Below are 17407 nucleotides of genomic sequence, written 5' to 3' on the forward strand. Positions count from 1 at the left end.
TACACTATGCAGTATCTTGATAATGTATTATTCCTGATTTTACTTATTGCAGGTTTCGGATTATTTGGAAAAAGTCTTCAAAAAATCTACAGAAACATCAGATTAGGAAAAGAAATCAACAGAAGTGACAGAAAAGCGGAACGCTGGGAAACTATGGCAAGAGTTGCGATGGGACAAAGCAGAATGTCTGCAAGACCTATTGCGGGAATTCTTCACCTTTTTGTGTATGTTGGTTTCGTAATTATTAATATTGAATTAATCGAAATCATTGTTGACGGTATTTTCGGAACTCACCGTTTTTTAGCAACAATTTTCGGACATACTTTTTATAACTTTTTCACAGCAACATTAGAAGTTTTAGCACTTTTAGTGATTGTTGGTGTTGTACTTTTCTTTATCCGCAGAAATTTTTATGGAGTGAAAAGATTAACAATGAAAGAACTTTTCGGATGGCCAAAAAATGATGCAAACTGGATTTTGATTATCGAATTTGCTTTAATGGTCGCTTTCTTTACGATGAATTCTTCAGACTTTATTTTACAGCAAAGAGGAGTTTTGGCAGAGCATGGAAGTTTTCCAATCAGCCAAATCACTTTAGTTCCGTTTCTGGAGATTTTCAGTTTCGACAATATATTTTTAGAAGTTGTTGAAAGAGGAGCATGGTGGTTTCACTTTGTGGGAATCTTGTTCTTTATGAATTATCTTTATTATTCTAAACACTTACATATTATTCTTGCTTTTCCGAGTACTTGGTACGCAAATCTTGATTTGTACGGAAAGTTTAATAATCTTGAATCGGTTACCAAAGAAATTAAATTGATGATGGATCCGAATGCAGATCCTTACGCAGCTCCGGCTGAAGGTGCAGAAGAAGCTCCGTCGAAATTTGGTGCGGAAGATGTTTTTGATTTAAATCAGGTTCAGCTTTTAAATGCATATTCTTGTACAGAATGCGGAAGATGTACTTCGGTTTGTCCGGCAAATATTACAGGTAAAAAACTGTCTCCGAGATTGATTTTAATGAAAACGAGAGACCGTTTGGAAGAGGTTGGAAGAAACATCGATAAAAACGGAAAATTTGAAGATGACGGTAAGAAGTTGTTGAACGATTACATCACGAAAGAAGAACTTTGGGCTTGTACCACTTGTAATGCTTGTACACAGGCTTGTCCGGTATTGCTTGACCCGCTTTCTATTATTTTCGAAATGAGAAGATTCTTGGTAATGGAGCAATCTGCAGCGCCACAGGAATTAAACCTAATGATGACCAATGTAGAAAACAATGCCGCACCTTGGCAATACAATCAGGCAGATCGTCTGAACTGGGCAAAAGACTAATTAATCTAATAATGTAAAAATGTAACTATGTAACAATCAATGGTAAACTGTTACACTGTTATATTGATAAATTTGAAACTGATATGGATTTCAATATAAAAACAATGGCGGAATACGCAATGGAAGGCAAATCTCCGGAAGTTCTTTTCTGGGTAGGATGTGCTGGAAGTTTCGATGACAGAGCCAAAAAAATAACCAAAGCTTTCTGTAAAATTTTAAATAAAATCGGAGTTGAATTTGCTGTCTTAGGACAGGAAGAAAGCTGTACAGGTGATCCCGCAAAACGTGCAGGAAACGAATTTGTTTTCCAAATGATGGCAATGACAAACATTGAAGTTCTGAATGCTTACGAAGTGAAAAAAATCGTTACGGCTTGTCCGCACTGTTTTAATACGCTTAAAAATGAATACCCGAATTTAGGCGGAAATTATGAAGTAATTCATCACACTCAGTTTTTGAGACAATTGATGAATGAAGGCAGATTAAAAATTGAAGGCGGAACTTTCAAAGGCAGAAGAATTACTTTTCACGATCCATGTTATTTGGGGAGAGCAAATGGTGAGTACGAAGCTCCAAGAGAACTTTTGGAAAAACTTGATGCCGAATTAATTGAAATGAAGCGTTGTAAAACCAACGGTCTTTGTTGTGGAGCTGGTGGAGCACAAATGTTTAAAGAACCCGAAAAAGGAAATAAAGACATCAACATTGAAAGAACTGAAGAAGCTTTATCTTTCGAGCCCAAAGTAATTGCAACAGGTTGTCCTTTCTGCAATACGATGTTAACGGATGGGGTGAAGCATTTCAATAAAAACCATGAAGTAGAAGTAAAAGATATTGTAGAACTTTTAGCAGAAGCTGAAGATCTATAAAATTTTTTCCTGAAAGGATAAATCTTGTGTTTATGAAATTAAAATGGGGTTTATCCTTTCTTTTTTTTATTATTGGATTAAGCTTTCTTACTTATTCCTGTTATCAAAATAGAGTTTACGATTGGGATATGCCGGGTTATTTAGGCAGTATTTATTCTTGGGATTTTCCGGATAATCCACAAAAAGTACATGAGCTTACTTATTCCAGTATGAAAAGTGAAGCTCCGGAATATAAGTACAAAGATATTGTGGGTTTAAATTTACCCAACAAAGTTTTCGAGAAAAATTACAGTGCATTTTCTGAACAAATTCCTTACTATAAAATAAAAGTAGGCTTTAATGCTGCAATTTATGTTTTGTATAAATGCGGTTTTTCAGGACCAACTTCGGTTCTGTTGGTCAATATTATTGCTTATTTTATTTCTGGGATTCTTCTTTTTTTATTTCTGAAATATTTATTTCCGGATAATTATTTTATCGCTCCGATTCTTTCTCTCTTCGTAATGTGGATTCCAGCTATGAGAGGAATGGCAGAAAATCCTACACCCGATATGTTTTTGCTTGTATTCATGATGCTTTTTTTAATAAGTGTATTGCAAAAAAGAAGCAGTTTAATACAATTTTTCTTTTTACTGTGCTGTGTTTTAATACGTCCCGATTATATTCTATTCGCATTGAGCTTTCTGTTTGTTCATTTTATTTATAAATATTTTATAGAGTCAAAAAAAATCAATTATTATCTCATTTTACAAGGTTTTCTACTTGCTTCAATCTATATTTTTATTATTAAAATACATGACTATCCGGGTTGGAAAGACGTTTTTTACGACAGTTTTATCTCAAGAAGAGTTGTTATATCAGCTGAAAAAGCAGATTTTACTTTTAAACAATATTGGGATATTCTGATTTTTAAATTGATTAATTTTAAAAAAATAACGCTTATTTCTTCTATTTTGGTTTTTTTGATTTTCTATTTTTCAAAAGAGATGTGGATGAGAGTTTTGGCAGTTTTATTTTTTGTAAATATTTATATAAAATTTGTTTTCTTTCCTGATGGTGGTACTTTGAGATTCTTTTTAGGATTTGTATTCTTGCTTTTTATTGTTCTTCTGTATGTTTTAGGTAAAAAATACGATGGTTTTAAACTCAGGAAAATTGCGTAATTTTATACTTTAATTTATGCAAAATGAAAATTGAAGAATCTAATATTGTTGAAGCAAACGATTACAGAGTTATCATATATCCTGCCTCAAGGCCTTTCACTACAAAAGAAGCAAAAGTAATTACCGAGAAATTATACGACTTTTTAGCAGGTTGGGCAGCGCACGGAAAACCACTTTCCTCATCATTTAAAATCGAAAAAAATCAGTTTATCATTATCTGCGTCGATGAAGAAAAAGAAATGGCTTCAGGATGCAGTATCGATGCTTTAGGTAAAATAATGAGAGAAATTGATGCAGACTACCAATTGGGGTTGTTCGACAGAATGAAAGCCAGTTTTGTAGAAAATGGTGAAGTAAAAACTTTAAAATTAATAGAATTTAAAAATCAAATCAGAAGCGGTGAACTCTCAAAAGAGATTGAAGTTTTCGATTTTTCTAAAAATACTTATCTTGAGTTTTTAGGAAACTTCCTTTTACCATTTAACAAAAGCTGGGCTGTTACGATAAAATAATTTTTTTGAAAATACTCTTTGTTTCTTCGTGGTTTCCAAGTAAGGTAGAGCCTACAAACGGGAATTTTGTACAACGTCATGCCGAAGCAGCAGCTCTTCTGAACGACGTTGAAATATTGCATTCCATCGGAGATTTTTATCAGAAAGAAAAGTATAGAGTAGAAGAGAATATTATTAATGGGATCAGAACCTTAATTGTTTATTATAAAAATTCAAAAAATCCGGTTCAGAATTTTTACCGCCGCATGAAATCTTATCAATTAGGATTTTCAAAAATGAAAAAACCAGATATTGTTCATGCTAACGTAATGCACAACTCGATGCTTTTTGCGGTGTATTTGAAGAAAAAATTTAATATTCCGTATGTTATTACCGAACATTGGACTGCTTTTCAGGAAAATGCCTCAGATTCTTTAGGTTTCGTGGGGAATTTTATTGCAAAAGTTATTGGTAATAATGCGTCAAAAATTTTACCGGTTTGTGAAAGACTCGAAAGAGGAATACGAAATAATGGGGTAAAAACGCCCATAGAAATAATTCCAAACGTTGTAGATACGGATGTTTTTAAATTAAGAAATGATGATGGGAAAAGAGCTAAATTTCTCCATATATCAAGCCTGACTTACATGAAAAATATTCCGGCTATTTTGGATGTTTTTCTGAAACTGCATAAAAATGGATATGAATTTGAACTTTCCATTGGCGGTGATGGCGACACCAAACCTATCGCTGATTTCATAAATGAACATAATTTAGACAGTAAAATAAATTATTTTTCTACACTTTCTCATGCTGAAGTAGCCAATAAAATGAGAAATCATGATGCTTTTGTTTTATTCAGCAGGTATGAAAATCAACCTTGTGTGATCAGTGAATCGATGAGTGTGGGATTATTTGTTTTCAGTTCTGATGTTGGTGGAATTTCAGAGTTTTTTCCGGATAAATTTGGTGTTTTAATTGAAAAAGAAGATTCTGAGAGCCTTTATAAAGCATTAGAAAACTATCTTCAATATAAAACTGAAGTTACATCAACCGACGAAATGCACCTTTATGCGGTGGAAACTTTTGGTAAAAAAGCGATTTCAGAAAAATTTGATAAAAACTATCGTGAGGTTCTGCAATCATGAAAGCTTTCATTCAGGATTTTATTGCAAAGAAAGGAATTTGGGTTGGTTCATCGCTTCTCATTTCAAGGCTTTCTGCTTTTCTGCTCACTATTTTTGTTGCAAGAATTTTAAAGAGTGAAGATTTTGGAGCTGTCACTTTTGGATTAAATTTCCTGACAATTTTTTTCGCATTTCTGGGTTTTGGAGCTTCACAAGGAGTTTTAAGATTCGGATCTGTTTTAAAAGATGAAGAATCTAAAACCAACTTATTTAGATACGCATTTTCTTACGGTCTGATTTACAATTGCATTCTCACGATAATTATGTTTTCAACCGCGTTGTTGCTTTATTGGAACGAAATTTCAAAAATACAACTCATCGGACTTTTCAGCATTCGGTTTTTAGGAATTTATCTTGTCGAACAAAAAAAAGCCGAATACAGAGCTCAACATGATAATCAGTCTTTCGCCAAACTTGATATTTTTCTTTCGATTTCTGCACTGATTCTAGGAATCACTATGACTTATTTTTTAGGAATGAAAGGATTTATTGCAAGTTTATGTATCGCTCCATTCTTTCTGTTTTTTTATAATTTTAAATTAAATTTTTCTTTAAAAAAGTATCATTTTGAAGATTTTACGACAAAAGAATTCTGGCGATTTTCCTGGACAACAGCATTGACTACACAAATCGGCGAACTTGTTTTTATCCTTGATATATTTTTTATCGGATTATTAATGAATGATCATGATGTGGCAAACTATAAAGTGAGCTCAATGATTCCGATGAATATATTGGTTTTAGGATTTATTTTTATGCAGACCGAATATCCGAAACTTTGTCAGCATCACAAAGACAGAAAATACCAATATCATTTTATTTTCAATTACTGGAAGCTTTTTGCGATTCTGAGTATTGTCATTTTAGGAATTGGTTTTTTCTTTGAAAATGAAATTCTGTCAATTTTTGGTTCACAATACAAGAGCACAGAGATTTACAAGATACTTCTTTGTGGAGCAGTTGCATCGCTTTTATTTAGGGTTTTATTTGTCTACATGCTTGCTTCAATCGGAAAACCAATTTGGAATTTGGTGATTTCAATTTTTATGTTGTTACTCACTTCTGTAAGTTTATATTTAATTATTCCACAATACGGTTTGCTTGGTGTTTCGTATGTGACTTTGGGCTGTCTCGGTTTATCAGGTATTTTGCCGATGTTTGCGTATTTTTACGAATCTAAAAAGCTTTAAAATATGTGTGGAATCTGCGGTTATTATTCATTTAAGAAAGAAATTTCTTCTAAAAATATTTTAGATATGAATAACGCAATCCGTCACCGAGGTCCGGATGATGAAGGATTTTGGATTTCTGATGGTTTTTATGGTAAATCTTTTTCAGGAAATGATTCTACTCAGAAAATCAAAGAAACTTTTCCAGTTCTAAATGAAGCTTCTTCAAAAATTGCTTTAGGTTTTCGCAGACTTTCGATTCTTGATTTATCTGAAAAAGGTCATCAACCGATGCTTTCCGAGGATGAAAAAATTACCATCACTTTCAATGGTGAAATTTACAATTTTAAAAAAATCAGAAAAGAACTTGAAGATTTAAATTATGAGTTTGAAAGCAATTCGGATACTGAAGTTATTCTAAAATCTTACGAAGAGTGGGGAATTGAGATGTTTTCTAAGTTCGATGGTATGTTTGCGATTGCCTTGATTGATTTAAATGAACAGAAACTTATTCTTGGAAGAGACAGAATCGGTTTGAAACCTCTATTTTATTTTAAAAATGATCATATTTTAGTTTGGGCTTCAGAAATAAAGTCTATTCTGAAAAATGAATTCATCAAACCTGAAGTCAATTGGAATGGAGTTTATACCAATTTTCTTTTTCAGACAACATTAGCCGCGGAAACGTGTTTTCAGAATATATTTTCTTTAGAACCTGCCTCTTTTTTAAGTTTAGATTTAAATGATTTAACAACATCAAAACAATTTTATTGGAATTTTCCTTCTCAGAAAAATGAAAATGTAAAGGAAGAAGAAGCGGTTGCAAAAGTCGATCAACTCCTTTCTGAAAGTGTAAAAGAGCAGCTTTTTGCAGACGTTCCTGTCACAAGTATGATGAGCGGCGGAATCGATTCTACTCTGATTACTGCTAAATCTAAACCCTTTAAAAATGATATTAATGCATTCACTATTTCTTATCAGTTTTCTGAAAGTGAAGTTGAAAATGCCTCTTTGTTAGCTGAAAAAATTGATATTGAACATCATGTTAAAAAAGTTTCAGATGATGAAATTTTAGATCAACTAAAAGAAAATATTCAGCATTTTGAAGAACCTTACAGCAGTCTTGAAGTTTTGATGAATGCTGCGGAATACGCAAAGAATCTTGGTTTTAAAGTTGTTTTAAGCGGAAACGGTGCCGATGAACTTTTTGCGGGATATTCCCATTCTTTGAAACTGAATAAGTGGCTCTTAACAAGAAAATTCAATTTTGTCCGTCATTTTATTTTTACAAAAGATGATTTTTCAAAAAAGGTTAAGAACTATTTTTCTCAGGATGATATGCTTGATTTTTTCAGACAGAGTCAGGTTGGAATGAAACCATTTGAAGCTAAATCTGTTTTTGGAAAAAATATTTTTAATTCAATTCAAACCAATTTAAAAGACAAAAAATTATCTGAAACTAAGGATTATCAAGGACTTTTTGAATATGACATAAAATATTCTTTGTCATCGCATCATGTTTTCAGAGACGATTTGAGTGCTATGAAATATGGCGTTGAATTCCGTTATCCTTATCTGAGTAACGATTTGATCGATTATGTTTCTTCTTTACCTGAAAAATTACGCTATAATGGAATTCAGAATAAACCGCTTTTAAGAAAAGTTGCTGAAAAGTATCTTCCTTCCAAGATTTTACAAATGCCAAAACGTGGATTTTCATTTCCTTTATCGCATTTCATTAAAACTGAACCAAAAGTGAGAACTTTTATTATAGAGAATTTAGAAAGTTTAAAAAAGAGGAATTTTTTCAGTTCTGAAGTGATTGATGAGTGGTGGAATAATCAAAAAAATGAATATGACTGCGTGAAAATCTGGCAATTGGTCACTTTTGAACTTTGGTATCAGAAATATTTTGAAAATGAGTAAACTTTTTTTTCATTAATATTTTATCTTTGTGGTAATGAAGAAATTATTTCCCTTATTGATGCTTTTCGGGCTTACACTTTTCAGCTGCGGAAGTGATGAAGATTCTCTGCAGAAAATCGATCAGATTATGAACATCTATATTCAGGATGCTTCGGGTAATAATTTGTTGATTCCGAATAAGATTGGATCTTACTCGACAGTAGGTTTCAATGACGAATTAGCGCCTAAAGACGATGCTCCTATCAGTATGTCTCGTAAAGAAGTTATTATCGATTCGATTTATAATTTAGAATATATTTCTGGAGCGACTAGAGAATTTGTAGAAGATGCAGCAGATGGAAGTAAAATCTATAAATCTGATCTGGAAGTTTCTTTAATCAAAAAATTGTCTGATACACAGAATGCTCCTGTAGTTTTAGACAGACTCGTGATATTTTACCGATCATCTGCCAATGTTTTTGAAGTCTCAAGGGTACTTTACAACAATCAACAGGTTTTCACCAAAATTCCTGATCAACCAAATACGATTACAATCATAAAATAATCTTAAATTTGCACAATCGCGGGATGTATGATGCATGATGATGAAAGTTTTAAACAATTTTCTTATCAAATTTAGCATCAAGCACCCATCATCAAACACCCAACAACTAATTTATGTTACAGGTTCAATTTTTGCGCGACAATAAAGAACGCGTTTTAGAAGGTCTTCAGAAGAGACAATTCAAGAATCTTGAGTTGGTAGACGAGGCTATCGTTACCGATGAAGAAAGAAAGAAAATTCAGTTTGAATTAGATTCGCAACTTTCCGAAATCAACAAAATTTCCAAAGAAATTGGTATTTTAATGAAAGAGGGAAAAAGAGAAGAAGCAGAATCATCCAAATCTAAAACAGCACAGTTCAAAGAGTCGAGCGCAGAGTTGAAATCTCAATTGGAAGCTATCGAAAAAACATTGCTTGATATTTTATATCAAATTCCAAACGTTCCTTACGAATCGGTAAAAGCAGGAGTTTCTGCTGATGATAACGAAATTATTTATCAGTCTCATGATGTAGAAGGCTTAGGTGAAGGGGCAATTCCTCACTGGGAATTGGCAAAAAAATACAATTTGATTGATTTTGAATTGGGGGTGAAAATTGCCGGAGCAGGTTTTCCTGTGTACTTCGGGAAAGGAGCGAGATTGCAGAGAGCTTTGGTTCAATACTTTTTAGATAAAAATACTGATGCAGGTTATCTTGAAGTCAATCCACCTCACGTTGTAAATGAAGCTTCTGGTTATGGAACGGGTCAGTTACCGGATAAAGAAGGGCAGATGTATTATATTAATGCAGATGATTTATATTTAATTCCAACAGCCGAAGTTCCGGTAACGAATTTATACCGTGATGTTTTGTTGGATGAAAAAGATCTTCCGATTAAGAATACAGCTTTTTCTCAATGTTACAGAAGAGAAGCAGGAAGTTACGGAGCTCATGTAAGAGGTCTGAACCGTCTTCATCAGTTTGAAAAAGTAGAGATTGTGAGAATCGAAAAGCCTGAAAATTCTTATGCTGTTTTAGAAGAAATGGTAGAGCATATTAAAGGGATTTTAGAAGATCTTGAATTGCCTTACAGAGTATTGAGACTTTGTGGTGGCGATACAGGTTTTGCTTCAGCAATGACTTATGATTTTGAAGTTTGGAGTGCTGCTCAGGAAAAATGGTTGGAAGTAAGTTCTGTTTCAAATTTTGAAACGTTTCAGGCGAATAGATTGAAGTGCCGTTACAAAACAGACGGAAAATCTCAGTTGGTTCATACTCTGAATGGTTCTGCAATGGCATTACCGAGAATTATGGCAGCTTTGCTTGAGAATAACCAAACGGAAGAAGGAATTAAGCTTCCTAAGAAAATCGCTGAGTATGCGAGATTTGAATTGATTAATTAATTTTCTCACATTTTAAATATTTTAAAGTCATCCATTTTGGGTGACTTTTTTAATAGCTATAGCTAAGAAACTAATTTGGACATCTAAAGTTGAAGATTTATAAGTCGCTTTGATTGGTAAAATATTTTGAAAAGTTATTTAAATTGTGGCTTTATATTTTAAAATCATTTATTTCAACGTCCATTTCACAAAATCATCCATCACTTCTTCCCAATGCGGTTTGTCATGGTTTGTTTTTCCGTTTTCCACTTCAAAGAAATTGTGTTCGAGGTTTAAATATCTTTTCAGCGTCAGATTATTTTTGTTTTCTCTGATAAAAAAGAGTGGAACTATATCATTCAAATCACTTGCAATATCATGAGTTCCGTAAGCGATATAAATAGGTTTATTGAAATTTAACCAATCATCCAATAAAGGAACAGAAAAGGATTTCCAAGCTAATAAATTAGGATTTTCTTCCACTTTTTTGGGATTGTAAGCATCACGTAATGTTTGATATTCTTTCTCGATTTCTTTGTCAGCTTTCTCCCATGAAATACGGTTCTGTTCTGCATCTTTTCTGTAATCTCTAATCATTTGGTCAATTCTTCCAAAAGGATTAGCAGAAAATAGTCCGAGTTTAGACACATTTTTGTTAGCAATAGCAATTTTAGTGGCCACTTTTGAACCTTGGGAAGAACCAGCTACAATCAACTTCGAATGATCTACCCATTTCTGTTTATTTAGAAATTTCAATACTTTCTGAGCCCGGTTGACATAGTTTTCCAGATAATCTGCTTTTTGGAATTCAATAGTTGGTTCATTTTTATTTTTAGAATTTCCAAAATACCAATAAGATTCATTAATGTCTTTTTCATCAGCAATTAATGGTGTTTCCGGCATTGCGATTACCACAAGGTGATAATACTTAACGATGGTGGAAATGTCAAAATTGCTTATTCCGCCGCCAATCATCCAAATTCCTTCTTCTTTTGAATTCACATAAAGCGGATAGGGAAGTGAACCTTGACACCAAAGAAAAATAGGCTTTTTATCTTTCAGTTCGGTATCAACGACCATAAATTCTATCTTTTCATTTTTATTTGAAATTTCAAAAGCAGTCGATTGATTGTTAATTATTTTTCCCTGTTGAGAGATAAAAAATTGAGACAGAATTATAAATAAAAAACTAATTTTAAGTTTCATAAAAATTATTTATTAATGACAGGTTGCCGGATTATGTTTATGATTCGGGTCTGTATTATGACAATTAATATCATGCTCCGGGGAAACCTTCATTGCTTCCGATGGCGGAGAAATGTAAGGAATACCGAGTTCAAGACCTCTTAGAATAAACAATCCACCAAGGATAATCATTACAACAGGAACAAATTTTAACACTTTAATTCTGAAAGACTGGTTAATTAAATTTCCGACCAAAACAACTGTAAACATAAACGGAAGTGTTCCCAACCCAAATAAAGCCATATAGGAAGCACCTTGCCAAATTCCGCCGCTTGCGAGACTCGCCGTTAATGCCATATAAACCATTCCGCATGGTAGAAATCCGTTTAAAATTCCTGTAGTGAATCTTGAGCGGTAATCTGCTTTTTGTAGTAATCTTCCTAAGTTAGATTTAACTTTAAAAAGAAATTTTGAGATGAAAGGAATTTTTGAAGCAAAATCTTTTCCGCCAAATGAAAATAATGCCATGATAATCAATAAAATTCCTACTCCAATCGTAAGATATTGTTGAAAACCTGCCATTTCAAATCCCTGTCCGATAATTCCTAAAACAGCTCCCAAAAAAGCATAAGTAGAAATTCTTCCGAACTGATAAGTAAGATTCTGAAGATAATAATTGGTTGCCTGCTTTTTGGTTAAACCCATTGATAACGCAATGGGACCACACATTCCGATACAGTGAAAACCGGATGCGAAACCTAAACCAATTGCAGATATAATCAATGCTATTTCCATATCACATCATAGTCGAGTCTGTAGTCAACTTTATCTTTTGTCCACATCAGTCTTAAGGTATAATTTCCATTTTTTAAAACTGTTTTTGGTATTGTGAATGAACGAGTAGCGTCTAATGTTTCTTTTCTTTTTACATCTAAATTCTGGTCATCTGATCTGTTTAAAACAAAGCTGATTTTAGAATTTGAATTGTTGATGTCTTCAGGAAAAGTTAATTTAATTCCTGTCGGAGATTGAGAATATACCGGTTTTTCAGCCAAATCATCTGCACGCTTCTTAGCATCGATTACTGATTGGTACTGAAGTTCTTCTTCATAATAATGTTCGGTCACCATTTCGGAGTTTTTTTGTCCGTTTGGAAATAAGAACAACATCGATAAAATAAATATGATAAAAGAGGCAAGTGCTAAAAATACGCCGTGTCCCCAAGTGAAATTTTTCATAATGTAAAACTTAAAATATTTAAAACTGTAATTTAAAAGGACCTTCAAAATAGGTTTGATACGAGTCGATCAAGTTACCTTTCATGTCGTAAACTCCTATCGTGATGTTTTGTTTAGATAAACTCATTTCGGCTTCCGGAAAGCTGATGTTGATGGTTCCTTTTGAAATTTTATCTCTGTCAACTGTAATTTTGCTGGATGCACTGAAACCTATTTCGGCATGAGCAGGATCAATTACTTTAATGGTAACGATTTTCTTGTCGTTGGTTTTATTCAGGAAAGTATAATTGTAAGTGTTGATGATTTTTCCGTCTCTTACAAAGAATGTACTTCCTGCAGGTTTGATGAATTTTGCTTCCATTTCGCCACGGTTGTATAGTAAGAATCCTAAAAATCCTACCAGAAAAACTAAAACGACTGCAAAACCTTTCATTCTTCCTGTGAATTTATATGGAGTTCCTGTTTCGATTTCTTTTTCAGAAGCATATCTTACCAATCCTTTTGGAAGCCCCACTTTCTCCATCACTTCATCACAGGCATCGATACAAGCAGTACAGTTGACGCATTCCAATTGTTGCCCGTCTCTGATATCAATTCCGGTCGGACAAACCACTACGCATTGATAACAATCGATACAATCTCCTTTTCCGGCTGCTTTTCTGTCTTCACCTTTTCTCCATTTGGAACGATTTTCACCTCTTTTAAAATCATAAAAAACGTTGATGGTTTCCTTATCAATTAAAACACCTTGTAACCTTCCGTACGGACAAACCAAAGTACAAACCTGTTCTCTGAACCACGCAAATACAAAGTAAAATGCTGCGGTAAAAAGAATCATTACTATGAAATTTGTTGTATGCGCAAACGGACCGTCTGATACAATTTGGATTACTTGTTCGTAACCCACAATGTACATAAACATGAAGTGTGTAATGATTAGTGAAATCACAACGTAAACTGACCATTTCAAACTTCTTTTCCAAATTTTCTCACTGTCCCATTCTTGTCTGTCCAGCTTCATTTGCTTGTTACGGTCTCCTTCAATCCAAAATTCAATTTTACGAAATACAGATTCCATAAAAATTGTCTGAGGGCAAATCCACCCGCAGAAAATTCTTCCGAATGCTATCGTAAAAATAATAATGAATATAAGAGAAGCAATAGCGCCTAAAGTAAGGATAAAGAAATCCTGAGGATAAAAAGGCTGTCCTGCAATGAAAAACTCTCTGTCGATTACATTAAACAAAAAAAACGGATTTCCATTAATTTTGATAAATGGTACAGCAAAGTAGATAATGAGAAGAATGTAACTTACTAATTCTCTTTTGTTGGTGTATTTACCTTTTGGTTTCTTTGGAAAAACCCATTTTCTTTTTCCGGATTGTTCCATTGTGCCTATAGAATCTCTATAGGTTTCAGGGTCTAAAACCTGTCCCTGTCCGCCACGAGCGATGTCTTCATCTATTTTTGACATTTTATTCTAGGTTTTAAAAAAGAAAAAACATAATTCGTTACTATTTTTATCTAATAACAAATTATGTTTTTTCATATATTTTCTATTTTTTTTAAATTACTTTTTTTCCCAATGAGCTTCGTCACCGTATGGAGGTGCACCGCCTTCTGCAGGAGTAATTGGTTTTTTCATCTGATTGATTGAGTAAACATAAGCTGCAACATTTTGGATGTCTGTACCTGTTAAAACTCCGTTTTTACCCCAAGCTTGCATCGCTGTTCCAGTTACACCATTTTCAACAACATGGAATACGTTTTTAAATAATGTTTTCTCAGGTTGGTTGTGCCAGAAATTATCTGTCAAGTTAGGACCAATCCCACCTTTACCACCATCTGAGTGGCAAGATACACAGTTGCTTTTGAAAATTTCTTCACCTGCTGCGATATTATCTTCAGAGAATACAGCTGTTTCAATTGTTACAGGTGGCTGACTTTCGTTAAAAATCTCAATTGCCGCCATTTGCTCTTTATATTCTTTATCATACTCACTGATTGGGTGAGCAAAATCTGTAAATGCATAAGCGCAAATATAAACGATACAAAATACAGTTCCGAAGTAGAATAAACCTAACCACCATTTTGGTAATTGATTGTCTAATTCCATAATTCCATCAAAACCGTGGTCAATTAAGATGTCTTTTTCGTGAGAATCAGATTGCTTTTTGAAAGCTGCGTCATATTGTCTCTTTAAAAAAGGAATTTTCTTTTCGTTAAGATAAGCAGATTTTTCTTCAACAGATAGTTTTTTGAACTTATTGTTTTCAATTAAATCTCCAATCGCACTGTGAATGAATGCTAAAATTGCACTGATCACAACTGTTCCCCAGAAATATGGTGAAGCTAAAAACGAGTAGCTCTGAACAAATAAATAATAAAATATTACTAATAATACTGTTATTATCAAGATGTTTACAACAACCGGTGTTCTTTGTTTCATAATAATTGTTTAATTTTTTAAATTAAAATCATCTTCGTCATCCTCAAGAGGTGCATGCTCTTCTTCTTTATAATATTTTTTAGGCCTGCTAAAAACATATATAATAAGAGAAACGAAAAACAGCATAAAGAATATCAGAGCCAATGTTTGGTAAAAACCTGCATTGTCGGTATTGGATAATATGTCTTTAAAGTTTTGAGGAATCATCTTACGCTTTTAATGTTTAGTTATTACTAGCTGTTTTTATTTCTGTCGTTTTGATATCTGTACCCAATCTCTGTAAATAAGAAATTAAAGCAATGATTTCTTTCTTCTCAAGTTCACCTTTAGGTCTTTTTGCATAAGCATCTTTTAAGTCAGCTGCTTCTACAAAAATGTCTTTTACAATTTTTGCTGCTTGATTATCTGCCCACTTATCAGCAGAGTCAATTTGAGCTTTTGTATAAGGTACATCGTAAGTACTCTTCATAAACTTGATTTTATCAACCATTTTAGATCTGTCTAAATTGTTTGAAATCAACCAAGGATAACGAGGCATGATAGAACCTGCAGACGTAGATCTTGGGTTATACATGTGTTTGTAATGCCAAGAACTTGGGTTTTTACCACCTTCTCTGTGCAAATCTGGTCCTGTTCTCTTAGAACCCCATAAGAATGGTCTGTCGTAAACGAATTCCCCTGCTTTAGAGTACTGTCCGTTTTTACCGTTAAATCTTACAATCTCGTCTCTGAATGGTCTTACCATCTGAGAGTGACAAGCGTTACAACCTTCACGGATATATAAATCTCTACCTTCCAATTCTAATGGTGAATATGGTTTCACCGCAGAGATTGTAGGTACACTTTTCTTAAGAGATAGAGTAGGAATGATTTCTACCATACTTCCTATTGAAATAGTAAGCAATGACATTACTGTTAATAGCATCGGCATTCTTTCCAACCAAAGGTGGAATCCTTCTCCTTCTTTTCTTTTGTTGCTGATATTTGCCAAAGCCGGAGCTTCTGCAGGAACTTCTTTTTGGAATGATCCTTTTCTAATTGTCTTATAAACATTCACAACTAATAACAGACCTCCAGAAAGATAGAATAAACCTCCTAAGAATCTTAATTTATAGTAAGGAATAATTGCAGTAACAGTATCTAACCAGTTTTTCCACAATAAAGTTCCATCAGGATTAAATTGTTTCCACATTAACCCTTGTGTAAATCCAGCGATATACATTGGTACAGCATAGAAAATAATTCCTAAAGTACCCAACCAGAAATGCCAGTTTGCTAATTTTACAGACCAGATTTTGGTTCTCCACATAATTGGTACCAAGTAATAGATAACACCGAATGCCATGAAACCATTCCATCCTAATGCTCCTAAGTGAACGTGACCAATTACCCAGTCGGTAAAGTGACCAATTTTGTTGATGTTTTTTGTTGCCAATAAAGGTCCTTCGAAAGTTGCCATACCATAACAAGTAACTGCAACAACAAAGAATTTAAGAATAGGATTTTCTCTTACTTTATCCCACGCTCCTCTTAAAGTAAGAAGACCGTTTAGCATTCCTCCCCAAGATGGAGCAATTAGCATGATTGAGAAACCTGTTCCCACCGCTTGAGCCCATGCTGGTAATGCTGTATACTGAAGGTGGTGAGGACCAGCCCAGATATATACGAAAATTAATGACCAGAAGTGAATAATCGAAAGTTTATACGAGAATACAGGTCTGTCTGCTGCTTTTGGTAAGAAATAATACATCAAACCAAGAACTGGAGTTGTCAATACGAATGCAACTGCATTGTGACCGTACCACCATTGAACGATAGCATCTTTTACCCCTGCATATGCTGAATAAGATTTCCATCCAGAGAATGATAAAGGTACTTCAAGGTTGTTGAAGATGTGTAGCATCGCTACCGCTACCCAAGTTCCTAAATAAAACCAAATTGCAACGTAAAGGTGTCTTACTCTTCTCTTTTTGATCGTCAATATCATGTTTACTCCGAAGATAATCCAAGATATTGCAATTAATATGTCGATTGGCCACTCGTGCTCAGCATATTCTTTTGAAGTATTTATCCCCATAAAGAATGTGATGAAAGTCGCTACAATCATGATTTGCCAAGTCCAGAAATGAACCCAAGAAAGTGTATCGCTATACATTCTTGTTTTTAGTAATCTCTGTGTAGAATAATAAACTCCTACATAAACAATGTTACAAACAAATGCAAAAATTACCGTGTTGGTGTGTAGCATTCTTATTCTACCAAACCCTAACGCACCGTTGGTATTAATTAATCCTTGTATGTTTCCTGATGCCAAACTGTTGATTGTTGTATCGTCAGTTCCGAACAAAAACTCAGGTAACTCAGGATAGAAAAGCATCAATGCTGCCGTCAAACCAAACACGAAACCGATAATTCCAAAAACTATGGTCGCGTAAAGGAATGCTCGAACAATATTGTTGTCATAACTAAACTTTTGTGTCTCCATAT

At 33.7% G+C, this 17407-nt stretch carries 16 protein-coding genes; 9 read left to right on the forward strand and 7 right to left on the reverse strand.

What is annotated here, in order from left to right:
* The first annotated feature begins 6 nt into the window (after nucleotides 1–6).
* From OF897_RS02800 to serS, 9 genes are all read left to right on the forward strand, one after another.
* On the forward strand, nucleotides 7–1338 hold the full coding sequence (locus OF897_RS02800) for a (Fe-S)-binding protein (protein ID WP_267264163.1): 1332 nt from the start codon (nucleotides 7–9) through the stop codon (nucleotides 1336–1338).
* Nucleotides 1339–1421: 83 nt separating this feature from the next.
* Nucleotides 1422–2207, forward strand: coding sequence for a (Fe-S)-binding protein (locus tag OF897_RS02805; RefSeq protein ID WP_267264164.1), 786 nt, complete (start codon nucleotides 1422–1424; stop codon nucleotides 2205–2207).
* Between the two features lie 32 nt (nucleotides 2208–2239).
* On the forward strand, nucleotides 2240–3370 hold the full coding sequence (locus tag OF897_RS02810) for a hypothetical protein (protein ID WP_267264165.1): 1131 nt from the start codon (nucleotides 2240–2242) through the stop codon (nucleotides 3368–3370).
* Between the two features lie 23 nt (nucleotides 3371–3393).
* Nucleotides 3394–3882 (forward strand): hypothetical protein, encoded by a 489-nt coding sequence (locus tag OF897_RS02815; protein WP_267264166.1) that lies wholly within the window; start codon nucleotides 3394–3396, stop codon nucleotides 3880–3882.
* A 5-nt stretch (nucleotides 3883–3887) separates the two neighbouring features.
* The gene (locus tag OF897_RS02820) at nucleotides 3888–5009 is read left to right on the forward strand and encodes a glycosyltransferase (protein WP_267264167.1); all 1122 of its coding nucleotides are present in this window, start codon (nucleotides 3888–3890) and stop codon (nucleotides 5007–5009) included.
* The gene (locus OF897_RS02825) at nucleotides 5006–6238 is read left to right on the forward strand and encodes an oligosaccharide flippase family protein (protein ID WP_267264168.1); all 1233 of its coding nucleotides are present in this window, start codon (nucleotides 5006–5008) and stop codon (nucleotides 6236–6238) included. The genes OF897_RS02820 and OF897_RS02825 overlap by 4 nt, the downstream gene beginning before the upstream one ends.
* A gap of 3 nt (nucleotides 6239–6241) precedes the next feature.
* Nucleotides 6242–8143, forward strand: coding sequence for an asparagine synthase (glutamine-hydrolyzing) (gene asnB / locus OF897_RS02830; protein WP_267264169.1), 1902 nt, complete (start codon nucleotides 6242–6244; stop codon nucleotides 8141–8143).
* A 34-nt stretch (nucleotides 8144–8177) separates the two neighbouring features.
* A complete protein-coding gene (locus OF897_RS02835; protein WP_267264170.1) occupies nucleotides 8178–8687 on the forward strand; it encodes a hypothetical protein in 510 nt (169 codons plus the stop codon).
* A 113-nt stretch (nucleotides 8688–8800) separates the two neighbouring features.
* Nucleotides 8801–10069, forward strand: a complete 1269-nt coding sequence (gene serS / locus OF897_RS02840) for a serine--tRNA ligase (protein ID WP_267264171.1) — start codon at nucleotides 8801–8803, stop codon at nucleotides 10067–10069.
* Nucleotides 10070–10237: 168 nt separating this feature from the next.
* Here the strand turns inward: serS and OF897_RS02845 are convergent, their stop codons facing one another.
* The 7 genes from OF897_RS02845 to ccoN form a co-directional block, all read right to left on the reverse strand.
* The gene (locus tag OF897_RS02845) at nucleotides 10238–11254 is read right to left on the reverse strand and encodes an alpha/beta hydrolase fold domain-containing protein (RefSeq protein ID WP_267264172.1); all 1017 of its coding nucleotides are present in this window, start codon (nucleotides 11252–11254) and stop codon (nucleotides 10238–10240) included.
* 12 nt (nucleotides 11255–11266) lie between these two features.
* The gene (locus OF897_RS02850; RefSeq protein WP_267264173.1) at nucleotides 11267–12028 is read right to left on the reverse strand and encodes a sulfite exporter TauE/SafE family protein; all 762 of its coding nucleotides are present in this window, start codon (nucleotides 12026–12028) and stop codon (nucleotides 11267–11269) included.
* Nucleotides 12019–12471, reverse strand: coding sequence for a FixH family protein (locus OF897_RS02855; protein WP_267264174.1), 453 nt, complete (start codon nucleotides 12469–12471; stop codon nucleotides 12019–12021). The genes OF897_RS02850 and OF897_RS02855 overlap by 10 nt, the downstream gene beginning before the upstream one ends.
* A gap of 19 nt (nucleotides 12472–12490) precedes the next feature.
* Nucleotides 12491–13945 carry a cytochrome c oxidase accessory protein CcoG gene (ccoG, locus tag OF897_RS02860; RefSeq protein ID WP_267264175.1) on the reverse strand — a complete coding sequence of 485 codons (1455 nt, stop codon included), beginning with the start codon at nucleotides 13943–13945 and terminating at the stop codon, nucleotides 12491–12493.
* 96 nt (nucleotides 13946–14041) lie between these two features.
* Entirely contained in the window at nucleotides 14042–14920 is an 879-nt protein-coding gene (locus OF897_RS02865) for a c-type cytochrome (RefSeq protein ID WP_267264176.1), read from the reverse strand.
* Nucleotides 14921–14929: 9 nt separating this feature from the next.
* The gene (locus OF897_RS02870; protein WP_267264177.1) at nucleotides 14930–15127 is read right to left on the reverse strand and encodes a cbb3-type cytochrome oxidase subunit 3; all 198 of its coding nucleotides are present in this window, start codon (nucleotides 15125–15127) and stop codon (nucleotides 14930–14932) included.
* A 16-nt stretch (nucleotides 15128–15143) separates the two neighbouring features.
* Complete coding sequence (ccoN, locus tag OF897_RS02875) at nucleotides 15144–17405, reverse strand: cytochrome-c oxidase, cbb3-type subunit I (RefSeq protein WP_267264178.1); 2262 nt, start codon at nucleotides 17403–17405, stop codon at nucleotides 15144–15146.
* Nucleotides 17406–17407: the final 2 nt, after the last annotated feature.

The organism is Chryseobacterium formosum, assembly GCF_026460885.1.
GTDB lineage: Bacteria > Bacteroidota > Bacteroidia > Flavobacteriales > Weeksellaceae > Chryseobacterium > Chryseobacterium formosus.